This window comes from Clostridium sp. DJ247, from assembly GCF_014231265.1.
Window position 1 is genome coordinate 1 of record NZ_JABAIW010000031.1, and the last position, 18,921, is coordinate 18,921.

The 18,921-nt window shown below is 29.8% G+C and carries 21 protein-coding genes and 1 tRNA gene; 15 read left to right on the top strand and 7 right to left on the bottom strand.

What is annotated here, in order from left to right:
- Positions 1 to 213: 213 nt before the first annotated feature.
- Positions 214 to 939 carry an NAD-dependent protein deacylase gene (locus HGI79_RS13160; RefSeq protein ID WP_185651155.1) on the bottom strand — a complete coding sequence of 242 codons (726 nt, stop codon included), beginning with the start codon at positions 937 to 939 and terminating at the stop codon, positions 214 to 216.
- A gap of 140 nt (positions 940 to 1,079) precedes the next feature.
- Here HGI79_RS13160 and HGI79_RS13165 point away from each other — a divergent pair.
- Positions 1,080 to 1,153: transfer RNA gene (locus HGI79_RS13165), tRNA-Cys, on the top strand.
- Positions 1,154 to 1,188: 35 nt separating this feature from the next.
- On the opposite strand, the gene HGI79_RS13170 is transcribed toward HGI79_RS13165, so the two are convergent.
- From HGI79_RS13170 to HGI79_RS13180, 3 genes are all read right to left on the bottom strand, one after another.
- The gene (locus HGI79_RS13170) at positions 1,189 to 2,109 is read right to left on the bottom strand and encodes an LD-carboxypeptidase (protein WP_185651156.1); all 921 of its coding nucleotides are present in this window, start codon (positions 2,107 to 2,109) and stop codon (positions 1,189 to 1,191) included.
- 17 nt (positions 2,110 to 2,126) lie between these two features.
- The gene (locus tag HGI79_RS13175; RefSeq protein WP_185651157.1) at positions 2,127 to 3,068 is read right to left on the bottom strand and encodes a magnesium transporter CorA family protein; all 942 of its coding nucleotides are present in this window, start codon (positions 3,066 to 3,068) and stop codon (positions 2,127 to 2,129) included.
- Positions 3,069 to 3,230: 162 nt separating this feature from the next.
- Positions 3,231 to 4,400 (bottom strand): M20 family peptidase, encoded by a 1,170-nt coding sequence (locus HGI79_RS13180; protein WP_185651158.1) that lies wholly within the window; start codon positions 4,398 to 4,400, stop codon positions 3,231 to 3,233.
- Positions 4,401 to 4,464: 64 nt separating this feature from the next.
- Here HGI79_RS13180 and HGI79_RS13185 point away from each other — a divergent pair, with 64 nt between their 5' ends.
- From HGI79_RS13185 to HGI79_RS13250, 14 genes are all read left to right on the top strand, one after another.
- The gene (locus tag HGI79_RS13185) at positions 4,465 to 6,138 is read left to right on the top strand and encodes a cell wall-binding repeat-containing protein (RefSeq protein WP_185651159.1); all 1,674 of its coding nucleotides are present in this window, start codon (positions 4,465 to 4,467) and stop codon (positions 6,136 to 6,138) included.
- Positions 6,139 to 6,292: 154 nt separating this feature from the next.
- Positions 6,293 to 6,505 (top strand): sigma factor G inhibitor Gin, encoded by a 213-nt coding sequence (locus HGI79_RS13190; protein WP_185651160.1) that lies wholly within the window; start codon positions 6,293 to 6,295, stop codon positions 6,503 to 6,505.
- The gene (locus tag HGI79_RS13195; protein ID WP_185651161.1) at positions 6,484 to 7,959 is read left to right on the top strand and encodes an aminotransferase class I/II-fold pyridoxal phosphate-dependent enzyme; all 1,476 of its coding nucleotides are present in this window, start codon (positions 6,484 to 6,486) and stop codon (positions 7,957 to 7,959) included. Before HGI79_RS13190 ends, HGI79_RS13195 begins: the two co-directional genes overlap by 22 nt.
- A gap of 25 nt (positions 7,960 to 7,984) precedes the next feature.
- Positions 7,985 to 8,668, top strand: coding sequence for a thymidylate kinase (locus tag HGI79_RS13200; protein ID WP_185651162.1), 684 nt, complete (start codon positions 7,985 to 7,987; stop codon positions 8,666 to 8,668).
- A 103-nt stretch (positions 8,669 to 8,771) separates the two neighbouring features.
- Positions 8,772 to 9,101: a cyclic-di-AMP receptor gene (locus HGI79_RS13205; protein WP_185651163.1), complete on the top strand. Its 330-nt coding sequence runs from the start codon at positions 8,772 to 8,774 to the stop codon at positions 9,099 to 9,101.
- Positions 9,102 to 9,118: 17 nt separating this feature from the next.
- The gene (locus HGI79_RS13210) at positions 9,119 to 10,063 is read left to right on the top strand and encodes a DNA polymerase III subunit delta' (protein ID WP_185651164.1); all 945 of its coding nucleotides are present in this window, start codon (positions 9,119 to 9,121) and stop codon (positions 10,061 to 10,063) included.
- A gap of 1 nt (position 10,064) precedes the next feature.
- Complete coding sequence (locus HGI79_RS13215; RefSeq protein WP_185651165.1) at positions 10,065 to 10,979, top strand: stage 0 sporulation family protein; 915 nt, start codon at positions 10,065 to 10,067, stop codon at positions 10,977 to 10,979.
- A 10-nt stretch (positions 10,980 to 10,989) separates the two neighbouring features.
- A complete protein-coding gene (locus tag HGI79_RS13220) occupies positions 10,990 to 11,193 on the top strand; it encodes a heavy-metal-associated domain-containing protein (RefSeq protein ID WP_185651166.1) in 204 nt (67 codons plus the stop codon).
- A gap of 83 nt (positions 11,194 to 11,276) precedes the next feature.
- Positions 11,277 to 11,447 carry a DUF362 domain-containing protein gene (locus HGI79_RS13225; protein WP_185651167.1) on the top strand — a complete coding sequence of 57 codons (171 nt, stop codon included), beginning with the start codon at positions 11,277 to 11,279 and terminating at the stop codon, positions 11,445 to 11,447.
- A 175-nt stretch (positions 11,448 to 11,622) separates the two neighbouring features.
- Positions 11,623 to 12,417 (top strand): flagellar motor protein, encoded by a 795-nt coding sequence (locus HGI79_RS13230; RefSeq protein ID WP_185651168.1) that lies wholly within the window; start codon positions 11,623 to 11,625, stop codon positions 12,415 to 12,417.
- On the top strand, positions 12,414 to 13,181 hold the full coding sequence (locus HGI79_RS13235) for a flagellar motor protein MotB (RefSeq protein ID WP_185651169.1): 768 nt from the start codon (positions 12,414 to 12,416) through the stop codon (positions 13,179 to 13,181). Before HGI79_RS13230 ends, HGI79_RS13235 begins: the two co-directional genes overlap by 4 nt.
- 133 nt (positions 13,182 to 13,314) lie before the next feature.
- Positions 13,315 to 14,085 (top strand): tRNA1(Val) (adenine(37)-N6)-methyltransferase, encoded by a 771-nt coding sequence (locus HGI79_RS13240; RefSeq protein WP_185651170.1) that lies wholly within the window; start codon positions 13,315 to 13,317, stop codon positions 14,083 to 14,085.
- The gene (gene rsmI / locus HGI79_RS13245; protein WP_185651171.1) at positions 14,082 to 14,927 is read left to right on the top strand and encodes a 16S rRNA (cytidine(1402)-2'-O)-methyltransferase; all 846 of its coding nucleotides are present in this window, start codon (positions 14,082 to 14,084) and stop codon (positions 14,925 to 14,927) included. Before HGI79_RS13240 ends, rsmI begins: the two co-directional genes overlap by 4 nt.
- Before the next feature lie 363 nt (positions 14,928 to 15,290).
- Positions 15,291 to 16,358 (top strand): C40 family peptidase, encoded by a 1,068-nt coding sequence (locus HGI79_RS13250; RefSeq protein WP_185651172.1) that lies wholly within the window; start codon positions 15,291 to 15,293, stop codon positions 16,356 to 16,358.
- Between the two features lie 96 nt (positions 16,359 to 16,454).
- Here the strand turns inward: HGI79_RS13250 and HGI79_RS13255 are convergent, their stop codons facing one another.
- The 3 genes from HGI79_RS13255 to HGI79_RS13265 form a co-directional block, all read right to left on the bottom strand.
- Positions 16,455 to 16,700 (bottom strand): AbrB/MazE/SpoVT family DNA-binding domain-containing protein, encoded by a 246-nt coding sequence (locus HGI79_RS13255; RefSeq protein ID WP_185651173.1) that lies wholly within the window; start codon positions 16,698 to 16,700, stop codon positions 16,455 to 16,457.
- A 905-nt stretch (positions 16,701 to 17,605) separates the two neighbouring features.
- Positions 17,606 to 18,256 carry a PspA/IM30 family protein gene (locus HGI79_RS13260; RefSeq protein ID WP_185651174.1) on the bottom strand — a complete coding sequence of 217 codons (651 nt, stop codon included), beginning with the start codon at positions 18,254 to 18,256 and terminating at the stop codon, positions 17,606 to 17,608.
- Between the two features lie 19 nt (positions 18,257 to 18,275).
- Positions 18,276 to 18,833: a hypothetical protein gene (locus HGI79_RS13265; RefSeq protein WP_207725781.1), complete on the bottom strand. Its 558-nt coding sequence runs from the start codon at positions 18,831 to 18,833 to the stop codon at positions 18,276 to 18,278.
- Positions 18,834 to 18,921 lie beyond the last annotated feature (88 nt).

The window sequence follows — 18,921 nt, forward strand, 5'->3', positions numbered from 1 at the left end:
GAACACGACGGTTAAGCTTCACCGTGCCGATGGTACTGCAGGGGAGGCCCTGTGGGAGAGTAGGTCGCTGCTAGGTATAAAGAGTACTAATTTTATATTAGTACTCTTTTATTGTTTAAGATAAATTTTTAACGTTATAAACAGATAAAGATGGGAATGTTAGAACGGGTAGTTATCAGATAAAATAAGTAGAGTTAGGTATGCTATTCTTTTTTATAGAATGCTACCTAATACTTTACCTATACTATCACTTATAACTATATCAGCTCTGTTATCATAAGATGTGGAAGATTTATTTATTAAAATTAATTTATTTCCATTAAAATAATCTACTAAACCTGCAGCTGGGTATACTACAAGTGAAGTTCCTCCTACTATAAGTACATCTGCATTCCTTATGGCTTCAACAGACTTATTTAAAACATTCATATTCAAGTTTTCTTCATAAAGCACTACATCTGGTTTTACAGTTGATCCACATTCATCACATTTAGGAACTATGTTTTCACTAGATACTATATAATCTAAATCAAAATGTTTTCCACATTTCATACAATAGTTTCGATGAATTGATCCATGAAGTTCAAATACATTCTTGGAACCAGCTAATTGATGTAAACCATCAATGTTTTGTGTTATAACAGCTTTTAATTTGCCCACACGCTCTAGTTCTGCTAATGAAATATGAGCAGCATTAGGCTTAGCGTTTTTATATATCATCTTTTTCTTATAAAAATCAAAAAAGTCTTCAGTATTTGAAATAAAAAAAGAATGACTTAGCATTACCTCTGGTGGATATGAAAAGTTATCTTTAGTTTTATATAATCCAGCTTCAGATCTGAAATCTGGAATTGATGATTCAGTAGATACTCCTGCACCACCAAAAAAAACAATGTTATTACTAGAATTTATAGCTGACTTTAATTCTTCATAAGACATAATATCACCTCTCCTATAATTATTATATCATATAAATAATTTCCATTTATAGAGAATTTATAAAAGTAATATGGACAAGAACTGTTGACAAATAGTTTTAAAGATGTTATAATATAAAAGTATTAAACCTTAATATATATGGCGCTATAGCCAAGTGGTAAGGCAGAGGTCTGCAAAACCTTTATCCCCAGTTCAAATCTGGGTGGCGCCTCCATAAAAACACTCCGTAAAATACGGAGTGTTTTTTTATTAACATACTACTGAATCTAATATTTCAATTTTACCTGTTTTAAAGTGAACTTTAACATTAGCGCCTATAGGAACAGTAAGCTTTGGGTATCCGTGACCAGATTGAAAGTTTAGTAGTGTTGGTTTATTTAGACTCAAGAGTCTATCTTCAATAACTTCATCCAAGGTTAAGCTTCTTTCATAATCAGGAAGTTCACATTTTGTAAATTGTCCCAATATAAATCCTCTACATTTCTGAAGTTTTTCTGCTAGAAGTAACTGAGTAAGCATTCTATCAATTCTATAGGGTTCTTCTCCAACATCCTCTACAAATAAAATTTTATTATCGGTATTAATTTCAAAAGGAGTACCTAAAGTACTACATATTAATGAAAGATTACCGCCAACTAGTTTGCCAGTAATATGTGGAATTGATGAATAGGACTTTACAGGAAATGTTTCAGGATTTTCTAGAATATAAGCTGCATTACCATTCATAAGTGTATTAAGAAAGCTTTCTAAAGTATACTTATCAGATAAACTAGAATTACACATAGGTGAATGAAAAGTTATTAAGTTACATCTACTGTTTATACTATTTAATAATGTAGTAATATCACTAAAACCAGCAAATATTTTAGGGTTGTTTTTTATGACACTAAAATCTATAAGAGGAAGAAGTCGCATAGTGCCATAACCACCCCTTACACATAGTATCATTTTAACATTCTTATCTACAAACATATCCATAAGATCTTTTGCTCTATCTTCGTCTTTCCCAGCAAGATACCCATATTTATCATAGATGTGTTTACCTTCTTTAATTTTAAAACCTAGATTTGTTATTAATTTAATGCTTTCTTGTATTTTTCCTTTATTTTCAGGTCCAGCAGGAGATACTAGTCCAATTGTATCCCCTTTTTGTAACCTTTTAGCTAACAAATTACCACATCCTTTATCTAAAATAATCCTTTTTTTCGTAATATAATTATAGCAATTAAACATATTACTGCAGCTAGACAATAAACTATCCAAAAAGCACTAGGACTATTGCTAAAGGGTATTCCATCTACATTCATTCCAAAAGAGCCAAAAATTATGTTTGGAATAGACATAACAATAGTTATAGATGCCAGTAATTTCATAACTATGTTAAGATTATTAGATATAACAGAAGCAAATGCATCCATTGTTCCACTTAGTATGTTACTATAAATATTAGCCATTTCTATAGCTTGTTTATTTTCTATAATAACATCTTCTAGTATATCTTGGTCTTGAGGGTATTTTTGTAGCAGTTCTAATTTTAACATCTTCTCTAGAGTAATTTCATTTGATTTAAGAGAAGTAGAAAAATAAACAAGGGATTTTTCTAATGATAAAAGCTGTATTAGTTCCTTGTTTTTCATTGACTTATGAAGTCGCTGTTCTATCATAACACTTTTTTTATCTATTTGTCTTAAGTATAATAAGTAATAACTTGCTATTCTATAGAGTATTTGAAGAATAAATCTGGAGCGTTTAAAGGTAAAAAAGGATTTAACCTTTCTGTCTATAAAATCCGTGAGTATTTTACTATTTTTTAAACATACAGTTATTATTAATGATTCTGTATGTATTATTGCTAAAGGGTATGAATCATATGTGAGTGAATTAGCTTCCATCTCTGTGAAGGGGATATCAACAATTACTAACAAATTGTTATCTTCCATATCAATACGAGATGTTTCTTCTTCATCTAAAGCAGATTTTAAAAAATCTAGAGAAACCCTAGTTTTCTTAGATATTAATAAAAGTTCCTCTTCGGAAGGAGCAACAATATTTATCCAGCATCCAGGTTCAATGGTATCTATTGATTGTAATACCCCTGATTCATCTAAAGTTTTGTAAATTGAAATCATATATTCCTCCTAGTTGTATTAGGTTATTTATAAATATATTATATTTGATAAAATATTTATGTATATATTTTATCATTAACTTAAATATATTAGAGTAAATTAATATAAATTTTATTTAATAATAGATAAAAATATGTGTAAAATATAGAAAAGGAAAAGAGTCTATGTATTCCCTTTTCCTTTTCTACTATAAAATTCAGTTTTTACTTGATTAAGAATAGATTCATTTTCAATTAAATCTAATCCAGTTAATGCAAGGGCCTGGGCTGACTTTAGAACTCTATCTTGTGCAAAGTAAGAGGTTGTTGCCATAGCAAACTCTGCTGATGGATAATTTGTATTTACATCTTCTGTTATTGATATATATGGATGAATACATGGTACAATATGACTTACTGTACCTAAGCTTAGTGATGAATTTGTATTTTTAGGAGGTTCTATTTCTATTATGCCACTTTCTTTTAGATTGTGACAGAATACCCTAGATAAGACACTGTTTGGTATAAGTTCATCATAAGGTAATTCATACAAGCAAACTTCTGAGTCAACATTCATTATATAGCTAGTAGTCTTAACCAACTCTCTAATTCTTTTCTCTATAGCACAGGCTGTAGACATTTCTGAAGATCTAATATAGAACTTAGACTCAGTTATTGATGGTAATAGATATGGAGAATCTCCACCCTTTAGTATAACTCCATCTATAGTAGAGTCATCTGTAAAGCCTTTTTCAAGAAGATTTAACGTGTTAAACGTAAAAAGGCATGCGTCCAGAGCGGAATGCCCATGGGATTTTCTATAAGTAAATCCTTGATTACTTCTATAAGTGATTTTTATAGGAAGGACTGCTTTAGATGATCCGCTTTCAGCCGTTACTATATCAGGATGTGCCATAAGAACTACATCAATGTCATCAAAGGTTCCTTGTTTTGTCATTGTTACTTTAGAACTTCCTATAAATTCACCAGGACAGCCTAGTACGATAACACTGCCTTTTTCTTTAGGCAATACCTTTGCTAGTGATATAGCTGCCCCAAGTGATATAGAAGATATTAAATTATGGCCTGATATATGCCCTAGATCTTTAACAGCATCATACTCGCATATATAACAAATTTTAGGGTGACCTGTACCATATTGTGCATAGAAGGCTGTAGGCATCTCAAGGTAACCTTCCGTAACATTAAAGTTATTACTTTTTAGCATATTTACTATGTAATCATAAGCTTTATACTCATGAAAACTTTCTTCAGGATTTTCATAAAGGTATGTTGATAGTTTTAAAATATCTTCCTTAAGAGTATTGAGATGGCTAATTATTTCATTTTTCATGTAAATACCTCCAGTAACATTATTTAAAAAATGTAACTTTATTCACTTGTAAATTTTGTAAAATATGTCTAAAATAAATATATGTCTATTTGATAAAATTTTTAAGTGGGGAGTGATTAGTATAATATTATTTAACAATCAAAAGATTAAATTTAAAATTTTATTCTTACTTTTATTTATTATTAGCAGTACCACAAAGGTTTATGCACAAGGTAGTTATCAGAGATATGGAGGTACTGATAGATACGATACGTCTATGAAAATTATGGAGGATTTTAATTCTAAATCTGGCTATGCAATACTTGCTTCTGGTGAGAATTACCCAGACGCTCTCTGTGCGGCTCCTTTATCAAAAAAATATGATGCACCTATAATACTTACTACTGAGAAAATTTTAGATAGAAGAGCTACTGAGCAACTTAAAAATTACAATATATCTAAGGTGTTTGTAATAGGTAATTCAATATCTAAAGATGTTGAAAATGCTATCAATAGTATGGGAATAAAATGTGAACGTATAGGTGGAAAAGATAGATACGAAACAGCTACTTTAGTTGCAAACTATGTAGGTATAAAGGATAGAATTACAGTAGTATCAGGTGAAAATTATCCAGATGCGTTATCCATAGCACCTATTGCTGGAATTATGGACATGCCTATTATACTAGTGAGTAAAGACAACATACCTGATTCGGTAAAAAGCTTATTAGCAAGTAATAATATTACTAATACATACATAATAGGATCAGAAGGATCTATAAGTGAAAGTGTGAAAGCTCAGTTTAAGAATTCTGAAAGAATAGCTGGAATAAACAGGTACGACACAAATCTCCAGATAATAAGTAGGTTTACAGATGTATTAGATAAAAATAATGTATATATTGCATCAGCAGCAAATTTTCCAGATTCTCTTTCTGGATCAGCGTTAGCACAAAAAAGTAAATCACCATTAATATTAGTTAATGATGATATCAATGAGGATGAGCAAAATAAAATTAAGAGTATACTATCCTCGGCTAAAAAAGTTTATATATTAGGTGCAGAAGGTGCTGTTTCTTTAAGAAGCTTATACTTAATAGGATTAGAAAAGAAACCACCAGAGCCAGAGAAACCTAAGGGTCCTCAACCTCCTGAATGGACAAATTCCTTCAGTGTTATGAATACTTCAGAAACTAATAGAGTATATATAAAGCAATATGCAAGCTCCTCTGCACCTAATGTTGGATCAACCTATGGAAGCCTTCCAGAGGTGAAGGTGTTAGATAGCAAGGATGATTATTATTATGTAGAAGTGTTAGATTATGACACATTAAATTATATTAAAGGTTATGTACCTAAGAACATGGTAAAGACAGTAACACCTACAGGATCATACAATATACTAGTGGATAAAGGAAAGCAGAAAGTATATATATTTAATGGCAAAGATTTAGTGAAAGAAATTATGTGTTCTACTGGCACGGATGATACACCTACTCCATCAGGAAGATTTTTAATAGGCGGTAAGGGCCCATCTTTTTATGCATCAGATACTGTTATATGTTATTATTGGACAAGGATAGATAATAATTTTCTATTCCATAGTGTTTTATATAATTTAAGTGGATACCCTATAGAAGCTGAATATGAAAAACTAGGATTAAAGGCATCACATGGTTGTATAAGGTTACCTATAGATGATGCAAAATGGATTCAGGATAACATACCAATTGGTACGCTTGTTACAGTAAAAGATTAATAATAGTATTGAACTCAGTGTAATAAAAATTTTTATTACACTGAGTTCAATTATTTTTGTGGACAAAATAAATTTATAGGTGTAAGTGAATATTATATACTATAGGAGGCAAAAATTTAAGATATCAATAATTTCGATAAGAGGGGGATATCAAATGAAAAAACAAAGCTGTATTATATGCGGAAAGCCTCTAAACAATGGTATAATTATATATGGAAGAAGAATCTGCAAATCTTGTGAAGAAAGAGTTATAAATTCAGATGTTAACACAGATTTTTATTCCTATTATAAGGATTGTATACGAAAGTCCATTGTACAATCTGTCATAAGAGGAGAGGAAATAAATTGTCAGAATTACCACTTGTAGAAGGTGTTTTAAGATACATTAAAGAAAATAATATTTCTTTCTATATGCCTGGGCATAAGGGTGGAAATGGTTTTATGAGTACTCCAGTAGGTAGGGAGTTTATAGAAAATTTTTTAAAGTGTGATATTACAGAAGTAGATGGAGTAGATAACCTTCATAATCCAGAGGGTATAATTAAGGATGCTGTTCATATGTTAACATCCTTTTATAAAAGTAAAAAATCTTACTTTTTAGTCAACGGAAGCACATCAGGAAATATGATTATGATATTTAGCAGCTTTAATGAAGGGGATAAGATACTTGTAGAGAGAAATTGCCACAGATCTATATTCAATGCTATAATAATGAGAAAACTTAAGCCTGTATATATAAAAAATAAAATAAGTGAGAGATTAAATGCTCCTTTATCTTTAGATTTGGAGCATTTTTCACAGGTTATAAATAATAATAAAGATGCCAAAGGTATTATTATTACATATCCTAATTATTATGGGGTATGCAGCAATTTACAGTACATAATAGATAAGTGCAAAAAGCTTGGAGTAAAGGTATTAGTAGATTCAGCCCATGGATCTCATTTTGGTATTCAAGATGATTTGCCTAAAAGTGCTGTTAAGCTAGGAGCAGATATGATAGTAACTAGTGCGCATAAGACTCTTTGCAGCCTAACCCAAACATCATATCTTCATGTAAATAATGGACAAGATATTGGAGTGGTAGATTTTTATTTTAGTGCATTTTCAAGTACAAGTCCTTCTTATTTATTCTTATGTGCTATGGATTATGCTAGATTCTATTTAGAGAACTATGGTAGAGAACAGTATGAAAAACTTCTGGGTATAGCAAATCACTATAGAAACAAAATAAATAGATTGCATGGGATTCATGTAATTGGAAAAGAAGATATAAGTAGATTTAACGAAGAGGTTTATAATAGTAATGAGAATAGTATTAACAAATTAGATTACGTCTCAAATATAGATATAAGCAGGTATGTATTAAACCTGGATAAGAAATATAGTGGTCATTTGTTAGAAAAATATCTTAGAAATAATGGTATTCAAGTTGAAATGAGTGATAGTTCAAATGTAGTAATGATTTTTTCACCCTTTAATGAGACGTGGGAATTCAAGAAATTATATGATTGCTTAAAAAAGTGTGATCTTACTAACATAAAATCTGAAAATATAAAACCAATACAATCTGAAATTCCGAAAACAGGTCTTTTGCCTTTTGAAGTTGTGAATAATGAAAAAGAGCATGTGGATCTAGATAAGTCTTTAGGGCGGATAAGTGCCGATAGTATAGTACCTTATCCTCCTGGAATTCCAATTGTAACTATGGGAGAGATAATTGATAAAAATTGTTTGGAATCTATACATTATTATAAAACTAGTGGTGTAGATATCTTAGGTATAGATAAACAGCAAATAAAAGTAGTTAAAAAGCTTTAGTTTGTATTAGTGGAGGGTAATAACAATGAGTTCAAAAAAAGGGAAGGTTATAGTTATAGAAGGCTGCGATGGTAGTGGAAAAGCCACTCAAACTCAAAAACTATATGATAGATTAGTTTTAGAAGAATATAATGTAAAAAAAGTAGAGTATCCAAATTATAATAGTCAATCTTCAGCTTTAGTTAAAATGTATTTGGGAGGGTGCTTTGGAGATAAGCCTGAGGATGTAAATCCTTATGTGGCATCTACTTTTTATGCTGTAGATAGATTTGCGTCTTATAAAATTCATTGGAAAGAGTTTTATGAAGATGGAGGTATAATAATAGCAGACAGGTATACTACGGCAAATATGATACATCAGGCTTCTAAAATCAAGGATTTAGATGAAAGAAATAAATTTTTAGATTGGTTATGGGACTTTGAGTTTAAAAATTTCCAATTACCTATTCCAGATTGTGTTATATTCTTAGATATGCCACCGGAATATAGTAAGGGACTCATGTCTGACAGAGCTAACAAAATAACTGGGGATGATGATAAAGACATACATGAAAAAGACTATAACTATCTAGCTCATTCATATAATAGTTCAAAAGATGTAGCTAAAAAATATAATTGGCACAGAGTACAGTGCATAAAAGATTGTAAAATTAAATCTATTGAAGATATACATAATGAAATCTATGAAAAAGTAAAAACAATAATATAATTAGTAAACTTATGATAAAATTAATATAAATAGTTTTAAACATAATCTAATATATTAAATTTAAGATATATATAATGGGGTAAAATAAAAAGGAGATGAGAAGATGAAACTTGTTATTGCTATAGTTCAAGATGATGATGCGGGAGATGTTATATCTAATATAACCGATAAAGAATTCAGAGTAACTAAGCTAGCTACCACAGGAGGATTTTTAAAATCGGGTAATACCACACTTATGATTGGTGTAGATGAAAAAGATGTAGATACGGTTATATCAATGATAGAAGAAGTATGTAAGACAAGGGAGCAAATCGTTACATCGCCTTCTCCAGCTGTTGGTACAACGGGAGCTTATATACCATACCCACTAGAAGTAGAAGTTGGTGGAGCTACTATATTTGTAGTTGATGTAGATAAGTTTGTTAAGATTTAAAATGGAGGTGTAGAGCATTGAGTTTTGATGCGATAATAGGGCATGAGAATATAAAATTACAAATTGTGAATTCAATAAAAAATAATAGGTTTTCTCATGCTCATATTATTGTAGGTGAAGATGGTATAGGGAAGAGTCTTATAGCAAAAGACACTGCTATAAGGCTCTTAGGAAAATGGAAACAAAAGCAATATGCAGATATAGTAGAGTTTAGACTTGCAAAAGATAAAAAGTCTATTGGGATTGATGAAATAAAAAATATAATAGTAGAAACTAATAAGAAACCCTATGAAAATGATAGAAAAGTAATTATATTATATCAGGCTGATACTATGACAGAAGCGGCACAAAACGCATTTTTAAAGACTATAGAAGAACCACCCAATGGAATTTTTATAATACTTTTGTGTGAAAAATTGGATAACATATTAGATACAATAAAGTCAAGATGTCAAATATATAAGCTTAATAGATTAAATGAAGATGAAATGAGGGCTTTTTTAAATACTAGATATCATAATAAGTCAGAGGAAGAATTAAAAGTAATTGCTGCCTTTAGTGATGGTATACCTGGTAGAGCTGAACGATTTACAGAAGACAACTCACTGCGGGAAATGCGGGATACAACAATACAAATCTTAAGAAATATATGTGAAAATACATTAGATAAGGTATTAATACACGAAGATTTCCTTTTAAAATATAAAAATGAATGGCAAGAGCTTTTAACTTATTTTCTTTCATATATAAGAGATACTTTAATATACAAGGAAACTGGAAACAAGGATATAATAATAAATGTAGATAAGATAAAAGAAATAAAAGATATAGCAGAAATGTTTTCCTTTAACAAGTTAAATGATATTATTAATATTATAAAAGACACTAGAAAAAAACTAGAAAGAAACGTTAATGCAACATTAGTATTTAATTCTATGTTGGTGAAAATGCAGGAGGTATGACATGGTAACAGTCGTAGGAGTTAGATTTAAAAAAGCCGGTAAAATTTATTATTTTTCACCAGGCGAATTGAAAGTAAATAAGGATGATAGTGTAATAGTAGAAACGGCAAGGGGAGTAGAATTTGGTCATTGTGTTATAGCACCTAAACAGATCGATGAAAGTGAGATAGTATCTCAACTTAAGAGTGTAATAAGAATAGCAACTGATGAGGATATAAATAAGCACAGAGAAAATAAAGATAAAGAAAAAGAAGCTTTTGAAATATGTTTAGAAAAGATTAAGCATCACAGCTTGAAAATGAAGCTTATAGATGTAGAGTATACATTTGATAACAATAAAGTAATATTCTACTTTACTGCAGATGGAAGAGTGGACTTTAGAGAACTTGTAAAGGACTTAGCAGCAATATTTAGAACAAGAATTGAATTAAGACAGATTGGTGTTAGAGATGAATCAAAGATGATTGGTGGACTTGGGCCTTGTGGAAGAACCTTATGTTGTTCTACATTTTTGGGGGATTTTGCCCCAGTATCAATAAAAATGGCAAAGGAGCAAAATCTATCCTTAAACCCTACTAAAATTTCTGGCATTTGTGGAAGATTAATGTGTTGCTTGAATTATGAACAAGAAACTTATGAACAAATCAGAAAAAAATTACCTAAGGTTCAATCTATAGTTAAAACTCCATACGGTAAAGGTGAAGTGGTTTCAAATTCAGTAGTAAAAGAAAGTGTAAAAGTAAAAATTAAGATTCAAGATGGAGAAGAAACTATAAAAGAAATACCAATATCAGAAGTAGAGCTGATTTCAGGAGGTTTTGAAGGAAGCGTTAGTGAAGATGAAATTAAAATAGATGTGGAAGTTGAAAATGTTGAAGATGCAGAAATAATTAAAGAGCTATTTAAGGAAGATTAGGAGGTAGAACATGAAGTCGGTATTAAAGGTCTGCAATATGAATACTGTCAGCGATGTGAATAAAATAAGAATGGCTATTTCAAATAATGAAGGAGTAGTAGCTTGTCAGATTAGCAAGGAAAAAGGGGAAGTAAGTGTAATATACGATGACTTTTTTGTAAGTAATGAACACTTAATTCAGTCCTTAGAAGACCTGGGATATGCAGTTTTGTAATAAAATAGCTTTAAAAATTTATATAAACGTGATAGAATATGAAGTAGATGTTAATCATCTAAACTTTTAAGGAGGTGTTACATATGGCATATAAAATTACAGATGCTTGTGTAAGCTGTGGAGCTTGTACTTCAGAATGTCCAGTTAACGCTATAAGTCAAGGAGATACTCAATTTGATATAGATGCAAGTGCTTGCATCGATTGCGGAAACTGTGCTAATGTTTGTCCAGTTGGAGCTCCAGTTCAAGAATAATTTAAGTTAAAAAGGCTGCTTTTATAGCAGCTTTTTTAATTTACAAGTACTATAAACATTATGTAATTTATAATTGTTACCATTAAAGGTTAACTAAGTTTATACGAATATTTATTATATAAGCATAAAAATTATAATAATATTTTCTTTAAACTTTACTAGGTGGAGGATAAATATGGATATATATGTTATTATTTTCATTATATTTGGAATGGGTTCTGTTATAGCAGGATTCCTATTAGAGGGAGGACATATAACAGCTCTTTTGTTACTTTCACCAGCGTTAATAGTATTTGGTGGAACAGCTGGTGCGGTTGGACTTACGTTTCCTTCGGAAATTTTAAAAAGGTTGCCAGGGATGATTAAGGTGCTTATGAATCCTAAAAAAGTAGACATGCCAGCACTTGTAGCATATTTTAGAGATGTATCTTACAAAACTAGAAAAAATGGGTTGTTAAGCCTTGAGGGAGAAATATCCGCCGATCCTAATTTAGACCCTTTTATTAAGAAGGGACTTCAATTGGTAGTGGATGGTGTAGATCCTCAAGCCGTTAGAAGTATTTTGGAGTTGGAACTAGAATCTACCTCTGAGAGACATAGAAAATCTGCTGCAATATTTGAACAAGCTGGTGGATATTCTCCTACTCTGGGTATTATAGGTACAGTAATGGGATTAGTTCATATTTTAGCTGATTTATCAGATCCCAATACTTTAGGACCTAAAATTTCTGCTGGATTTATAGCTACATTATATGGTCTTTCATCTGCAAATCTCATATTTTTACCAATAGGTAATAGATTAAAAGCATTAGATGATAAGGAATTTATTGAAAAGTCACTTGTAATTGAAGGAATATTATACATACAAGAAGGAATAAATCCTAATACTATAGCAGAAAAATTAAAAGGATTCTTGAATAAAGATGAAGTTGCTAAGTTCGAAGGAATGGACGGTAAGGCAGAGATATGAAGAAAAAAAGAGAAGAAGGACATATGAATCACGAACGATGGCTTCTCAGCTATTCAGATTTTATGACTTTACTTATGATACTTTTTGTTGTATTATACGCTATGAGTAATGTAGATAAGGTAAAATTTAAACAACTATCTCAATCCCTTAGTATAGCTATGGGGGGAGGGAAGTCTGTCATTGCAGTACAAGATGGCGTTGATACAACACAAGATATGAAATCATCAGAGACTGAACTACAGCAGGTACAAGAGGAGCAAAAACTAGAACAGCTAAAAAAGCAAGTAGATTCTTATCTTGATAAAAGTGGAATGAAAGGCAGTGTATCAACACAAATTGATGAGAGAGGTCTTGTAGTCAGCTTAAATGATACATTGTTTTTTGATACCGGAAAAGCAGAAATAAAGCCTGAGTGGCAAAAAAAACTTATAGAGTTAGGAAAAATACTTAATCAACTTAATAATTATATGAGAATAGAGGGACATACAGACAATGTGCCTATAAGAAATGGAGAGTTTGGTTCAAATTGGCAGTTATCTTCAGTTAGAGCAGCTAATGTTACTCAATTTTTAATTGATAACTCTAATATACCACCTCAAAAGATGTCAGCAGTAGGGTATGGTGAGTATAGATCAATTTTAGATAACTCAACAGAAGAGGGAAGAGCTAGAAACAGAAGAGTTGACATAATAATAGTCAATAGTAAGTTTGATAAACTAGAAAACAAGGGTATAGGAAACAATCCTGTAACCAACGGTAAATAGTAAAAATCCTTGGGATATTAAATTGATTCCAAGGATTTTTATATTTATTTGACAATTTATATTGTATAAATAATAATTAATAAGTAATAGATACAACTAAAAGAATTAGTAAATAAATATGGAGATATAACTTATGGAATATAAATTATTAAAATCTGATGAAACTTTAGATGATTTACAGTTAAACGGTATACATGTTATACAAAAGAAGGATGCTTTTAGGTTTGGTGTTGATGCTGTGTTACTTGCTAATTTTGCAAGAATTAAAAACTGTGCAAAAGTGATAGATTTATGTACTGGCACAGGAATAATACCATTCATTTTAGCTGGAAAAACAAAAGCTTCGCAAATTATTGGAATAGAGATACAAGAAGAAATGGTTGAAATGGCTAAAAGATCTGTATTGTTTAATAAATTACAAGATAAAATAAAGTTTATACATAAAGATCTTAAGGATATAAATTTTTTAAAAACTATGCCTAAGGTTGATTTAGTAACTGTGAATCCGCCATATAAACTTAAAAATTCAGGTATTATAAATATTAATGACAAGAATGCTATAGCAAGGCATGAAATATGCTGCACCTTAGAAGATGTAATTAAAGCATGCAAGTCGGTATTAAATCACGATGGCAGAGTATATATGATACACAGACCGGATAGACTAGCAGATATCATATGTACAATGAGGACATATAAAATTGAACCTAAGCTTATACAAATGGTTCAACCAAATGTCAATAAAGCACCTAATATGGTGTTAATTGAAGGTCAAAATAATGGGGGGATGTTTCTAAAGTGGGAAAAACCTATATACATCTATAATTTAGATGGAAATTATACTAGTGAAATTGATGATATATATGGAAGAAAAACATACAACAAAGGAGAGGAAGCTAAATGAATATAGGTAAGTTATATATAGTACCTACACCTATAGGAAACTTAAAAGATATAACATTAAGAGCTTTAGAAACATTACAAAATGTTGATATAGTGGCTGCTGAGGATACGAGACAAAGCATTAAGCTTTTAAATCATTTTAATATAAAAAAGCCGTTAATAAGTTATCATCAACATAATGAACAAGGAAAAAGCGAAAATCTAATACAAATACTTAAGGATGGAAAAAACATAGCATTGGTTAGCGATGCTGGAACACCAGGAATATCAGATCCAGGGAGTATAATAGTATCTAAATGCATAGAAGAACACATAGATTTTGAAGTGTTAACAGGGGCTACTGCTGTCACAACTGCATTAGTGTATTCAGGTTTAGATACAACTAAGTTTACATTTAGAGGGTTTTTACCCAGGGAAAACAAGGATAGAAGAGCAGTAATTGAGGAATTAAAGGATAGAAGTGAGTCATTAATATTTTATGAAGCTCCTCACAGATTAAAAGACACATTAAAGTTTTTAAGAGACAACTTAGGGAATAGAAGAATATCTATTTGTAGAGAACTTACTAAATTGCATGAAGAAATTTTGAGACTGAGTTTAGAAGAGGCTGTAGAGTATTATACCGATAAATCAATTAAGGGTGAGTTTGTTCTTGTAATCCAGGGAAAATCACAAGAAGAGTTACTCAATGAGGAAATATCCAAATGGCAAGCACTTACTGTGGAAGAACATATTAAAAAATATATATTAGAAGGTATGGATAAAAAAAGTGCTATAAAAAAGGTAGCTAAAGATAGAAAGATATCTAAATCTGAAATATATAAGTATTCTATTGATTTATAAAGTATATAAAATATGAAAATCAGTTAATATGTTATGTTTTAATCTAAAAACTACTAAAATAAGTCTTCCAAATCTACTAATAATTATACAATGTTGTAAAAAAATCACGGTAATTTAAAAAAATTGACTTATTAACATTGAGATTTTATATATTCTAATGCTATAATAATAATATGTAAATTAATTACTAAAACTTTCGTATTTTGTATATTTAAGATTTAATTACGAGTATATGTATTTTTATGAGTAATTAATTACTATAAAAGTTATGAAGCAATTTAACTAAAATTTTTATATTTAAAAGTGAAATTTTATTATATTAAAGTTTCATTTTTGGTTGTTTTTATTTGAGGAGGTAAGAAAATGAATAGGAAGACGGCATCTATTGCTATGGCTTTAACTTTAGCTTTAGCAATAAGCGGAAATGTTTTAGCTGCACCATCCAATACACCGACTTCATTGAAGCAGGTTCAAGATCAAAAACGTGACTTAGAAAGAAAAGTAGAACAATTGGATAGTGAAATAGTACATGTAATGCAGAATATTGATAAAAATAAAAAAGATATAGAGAATATATCTAAAGACATAAAAAAATCAGAAACAGATTTAGCTACTGCAGAAAAGAATATACAGGGACAGCAAGAGTTGTTTAATAAAAGAGTGAGAGCTATGTACATAAACGGAGTAGATAGTTATCTAGGTGTTATACTAGAGTCAAATAACTTAGGTGACTTTATATCAAGAATCGAAAATGTAAAAAAAGTAATAAATTTTGACAACAAAGCAATTGGTGATTTAAAAGATAAAAAACAAGCAATTTCAAAACAGAGACAAGCTCTCGATGAAAAAAATAAAAAACTTTTAACTTTAAAAGCGGATAATGAGAAAAAATTGTCCAAGCTTAGTAATGATAAAGCTAATCAACAACAAATGGTAAAAAATCTAGAAAATAAAGAAAAAGAGCTAGCAGCAGCTGGAATTTCAGACACAAGATTAGTGGCTTCAGCAGCAGATCAAGTACAAAAAATAAGAGCTGCAGCTCCTAGGATATCTAGAGGAGCAAGTGGGGGTTCGGTAACACCTGCATCATCCAGTTCAATAGTAGCATATGCATCAAATTTTATTGGAACACCTTACCAATGGGGTGGTACTGGACCAAGTACATTTGATTGCTCTGGTTTTACTAGCTATGTATATTCTCATTTTGGAATTAGTTTGCCTAGAGTTTCTGAAGACCAACAGAATGTAGGTACACCAGTAGCATCAGATAAGCTTCAACCAGGTGATCTAGTTTTCTTTGGATCTCCTGCGCACCATGTTGGAATATATGTAGGTAACGGAGCATACATACATGCGCCTCATTCCGGGGATGTAGTTAAAATATCTCCAATAAATAGATCCGATTATAGTGGAGCAAGAAGAGTTAAGTAAACATAAGAAAGGCTTACAAGTTATAAAATTTGTAAGCCTTTTTATGTTTAAATTTAAAAGTAAAAATCCCACAGTTAACATGTGGGATAAAAAATATTACTTATCACCTTTAAGTTCTTTTAAGCAGTTTTGGCAAATATTTTTTCCTTTGTAATTTACAACATCTCTTGCATCTCCACAGAATATACATGCAGGTTCATATTTTTTTAATATGATTTGTTCGCCGTCTACATATATTTCTAAAGCATCTTTCTCTGCTATGTCTAAAGTTCTTCTAAGTTCTATAGGAATAACTATTCTTCCTAGCTCGTCTACTCTTCTAACAACACCTGTTGATTTCATATTGTTATCCTCCTTTAATTACATCATTCGACATAAATCTAATTAAATAATAGCAAATATGACATTAAAAGTCAATATACTTTTTTAATTAATTTTACAAATTTCTTATTAAATTCCATCTATAGTTAATATACTACCAAATAATACAAAAGTCAATATGTTTTTATTGAAAATATATTTCTTGATATATTATAAAATGCAGATATATCAATGATTTATAGCATATACAGTAAATAAACCAAATAAATCAACTATATGAAAAAACAATATAAAATGTATATATAAAATAGTAATTATATGGATATCTATTATTTTATATGTCGAAAATCTAGATGCAAAAATATATTTTTAATCTTCATATTAAAAATATAGAAAATATAAGTTAAAATATAGATAAATAGTATTTTATTTATAGTAACTAGTGGAAAAAAATAATAGCTGTTTAGTATTGAGATAAGTAAAGAAATTAAAGATAGCATCAATGTAAAAAATAAGGAATTTTTTATATTATACGTCATATGGAGTTAATTACAAAATTTAGTATAAATTATTTGTACAATATTTTGTGTAAAAATCTATAACTTTATTGAGAATAGTAGAAAAAAATAGTCATATGAAAGATGTTATCCAAAGTTTTAACAAAACATATTAAAATTATTAACAAAGTTGTTTATCCACATTGTTAATAAGTATTGAAGAAACCTGTTAAAATTTAATATTATCAATAGTTATAAGTTATCCACAAAAACTGTTAATAAAAACGTGAAAACTGTGGACAAGTATAAAAGCATGTTTATAACTTATTAAGTTGATAGATTATAGATGAGGATAAATCATTTTTTAGAATGATTTATATTATCTAAAAAGGACCTGCAAATGCAGAGTCCTCTTTAGATATTTATATACTAATTCTGTTTGTATTTTTTCAATTCTTCATCAAGATTCAGTTCTTCTAGTTTCTTAAACTCATCTTCTAATGAATCTGTATTTCTTAAGTCACCTAAACCTTCAGCTAAGGCTTCTTTTCTTACTAATTTTCGTTCTATATCCTCTAAGTTAATTTTATTAGTTCCAGCATCAACGTTTGCTAAAATTTCATTAACCTTTTTACTTGCTTCTGCATTATTATATCTTGCAGCGGCTTCATCTCTATAGCTTCTAGTTTTTGTTATTTCTTCCTCAAGATCTCGAAGCTTTTGCTTTATTGCAACAGCCTTTTTTTGTGCATCTTCATAGCTGCTTTTTAGAGAGTTATAACTATTATCTGCCTCTATTTTTTTTGCAAGAGCTTTTCTAGCTAGTTCTTCGTTATTCTTGCTAAGAGCAAGTTTAACTTTTTCATCAAAGTCTTCTGAAGTCTGTTTAGCTTGTTTCATCTTTTTTTCAATTTCATGAACATTTCCTAAAATTTGTGCAGATGATAACTTAGCTTGATTTAAGCTTTCTTCCATATCTCTAATTTTCTGATCCAAAAGCTCTATTGGATTCTCCACTTCATCTAAAGCGTTGTTAACCTTTGATTTAAAAATATTGGAAATTCTTTTAAATATTCCCATAGAAAATATCCTCCTCTTATTATCTTCTTCTATATTTTTTTATTAATCTAATAACTATAATTAATATAATTATTAAGAATACAAATTTAAAGAAACCCAAAATAAAACTACCTATAGGATTATATCCACCATATCCATAGTTAGTATTATGGTTTCCCCAAGGTATTGGTATGGGGATGGGTATAGGTAAAAAGGATCTCTTTTTATTATTATCATAACTTGACCTCGGTGGATTAGTGTTAGTATTTGTTTTAGAATTATATTCACTAGAATTATTGGATTTATTAGGTGTATTAGAAAAACTACCTGATTTAAATCCTCCGCCATTAGATTTAGAACTTCCACTAAAAGAACCACTAGATGACTTTGGTGATGAAAAACCTCCAGATTTAAAGCTGCCACCAGAACTATGAGCTCCGCTACTTCTAGCAGCATAAGCTATAGAATAATTACTATTAACTGTTGCATGGCTAAATAATTCAGGACTAAATATATGAACAGATAGAAATACAAAAGTAAGCACTATACAACTTATAAAATGTTTTTTCTTAATTTTAATCCCCCCCCAAGAAGACACAATGATATTTCCCTAGTAATTATGTTAGCATATTATACATTTATATTGGTTATAAATAAGATTAAATTTCTAAATAATCAACTATGAT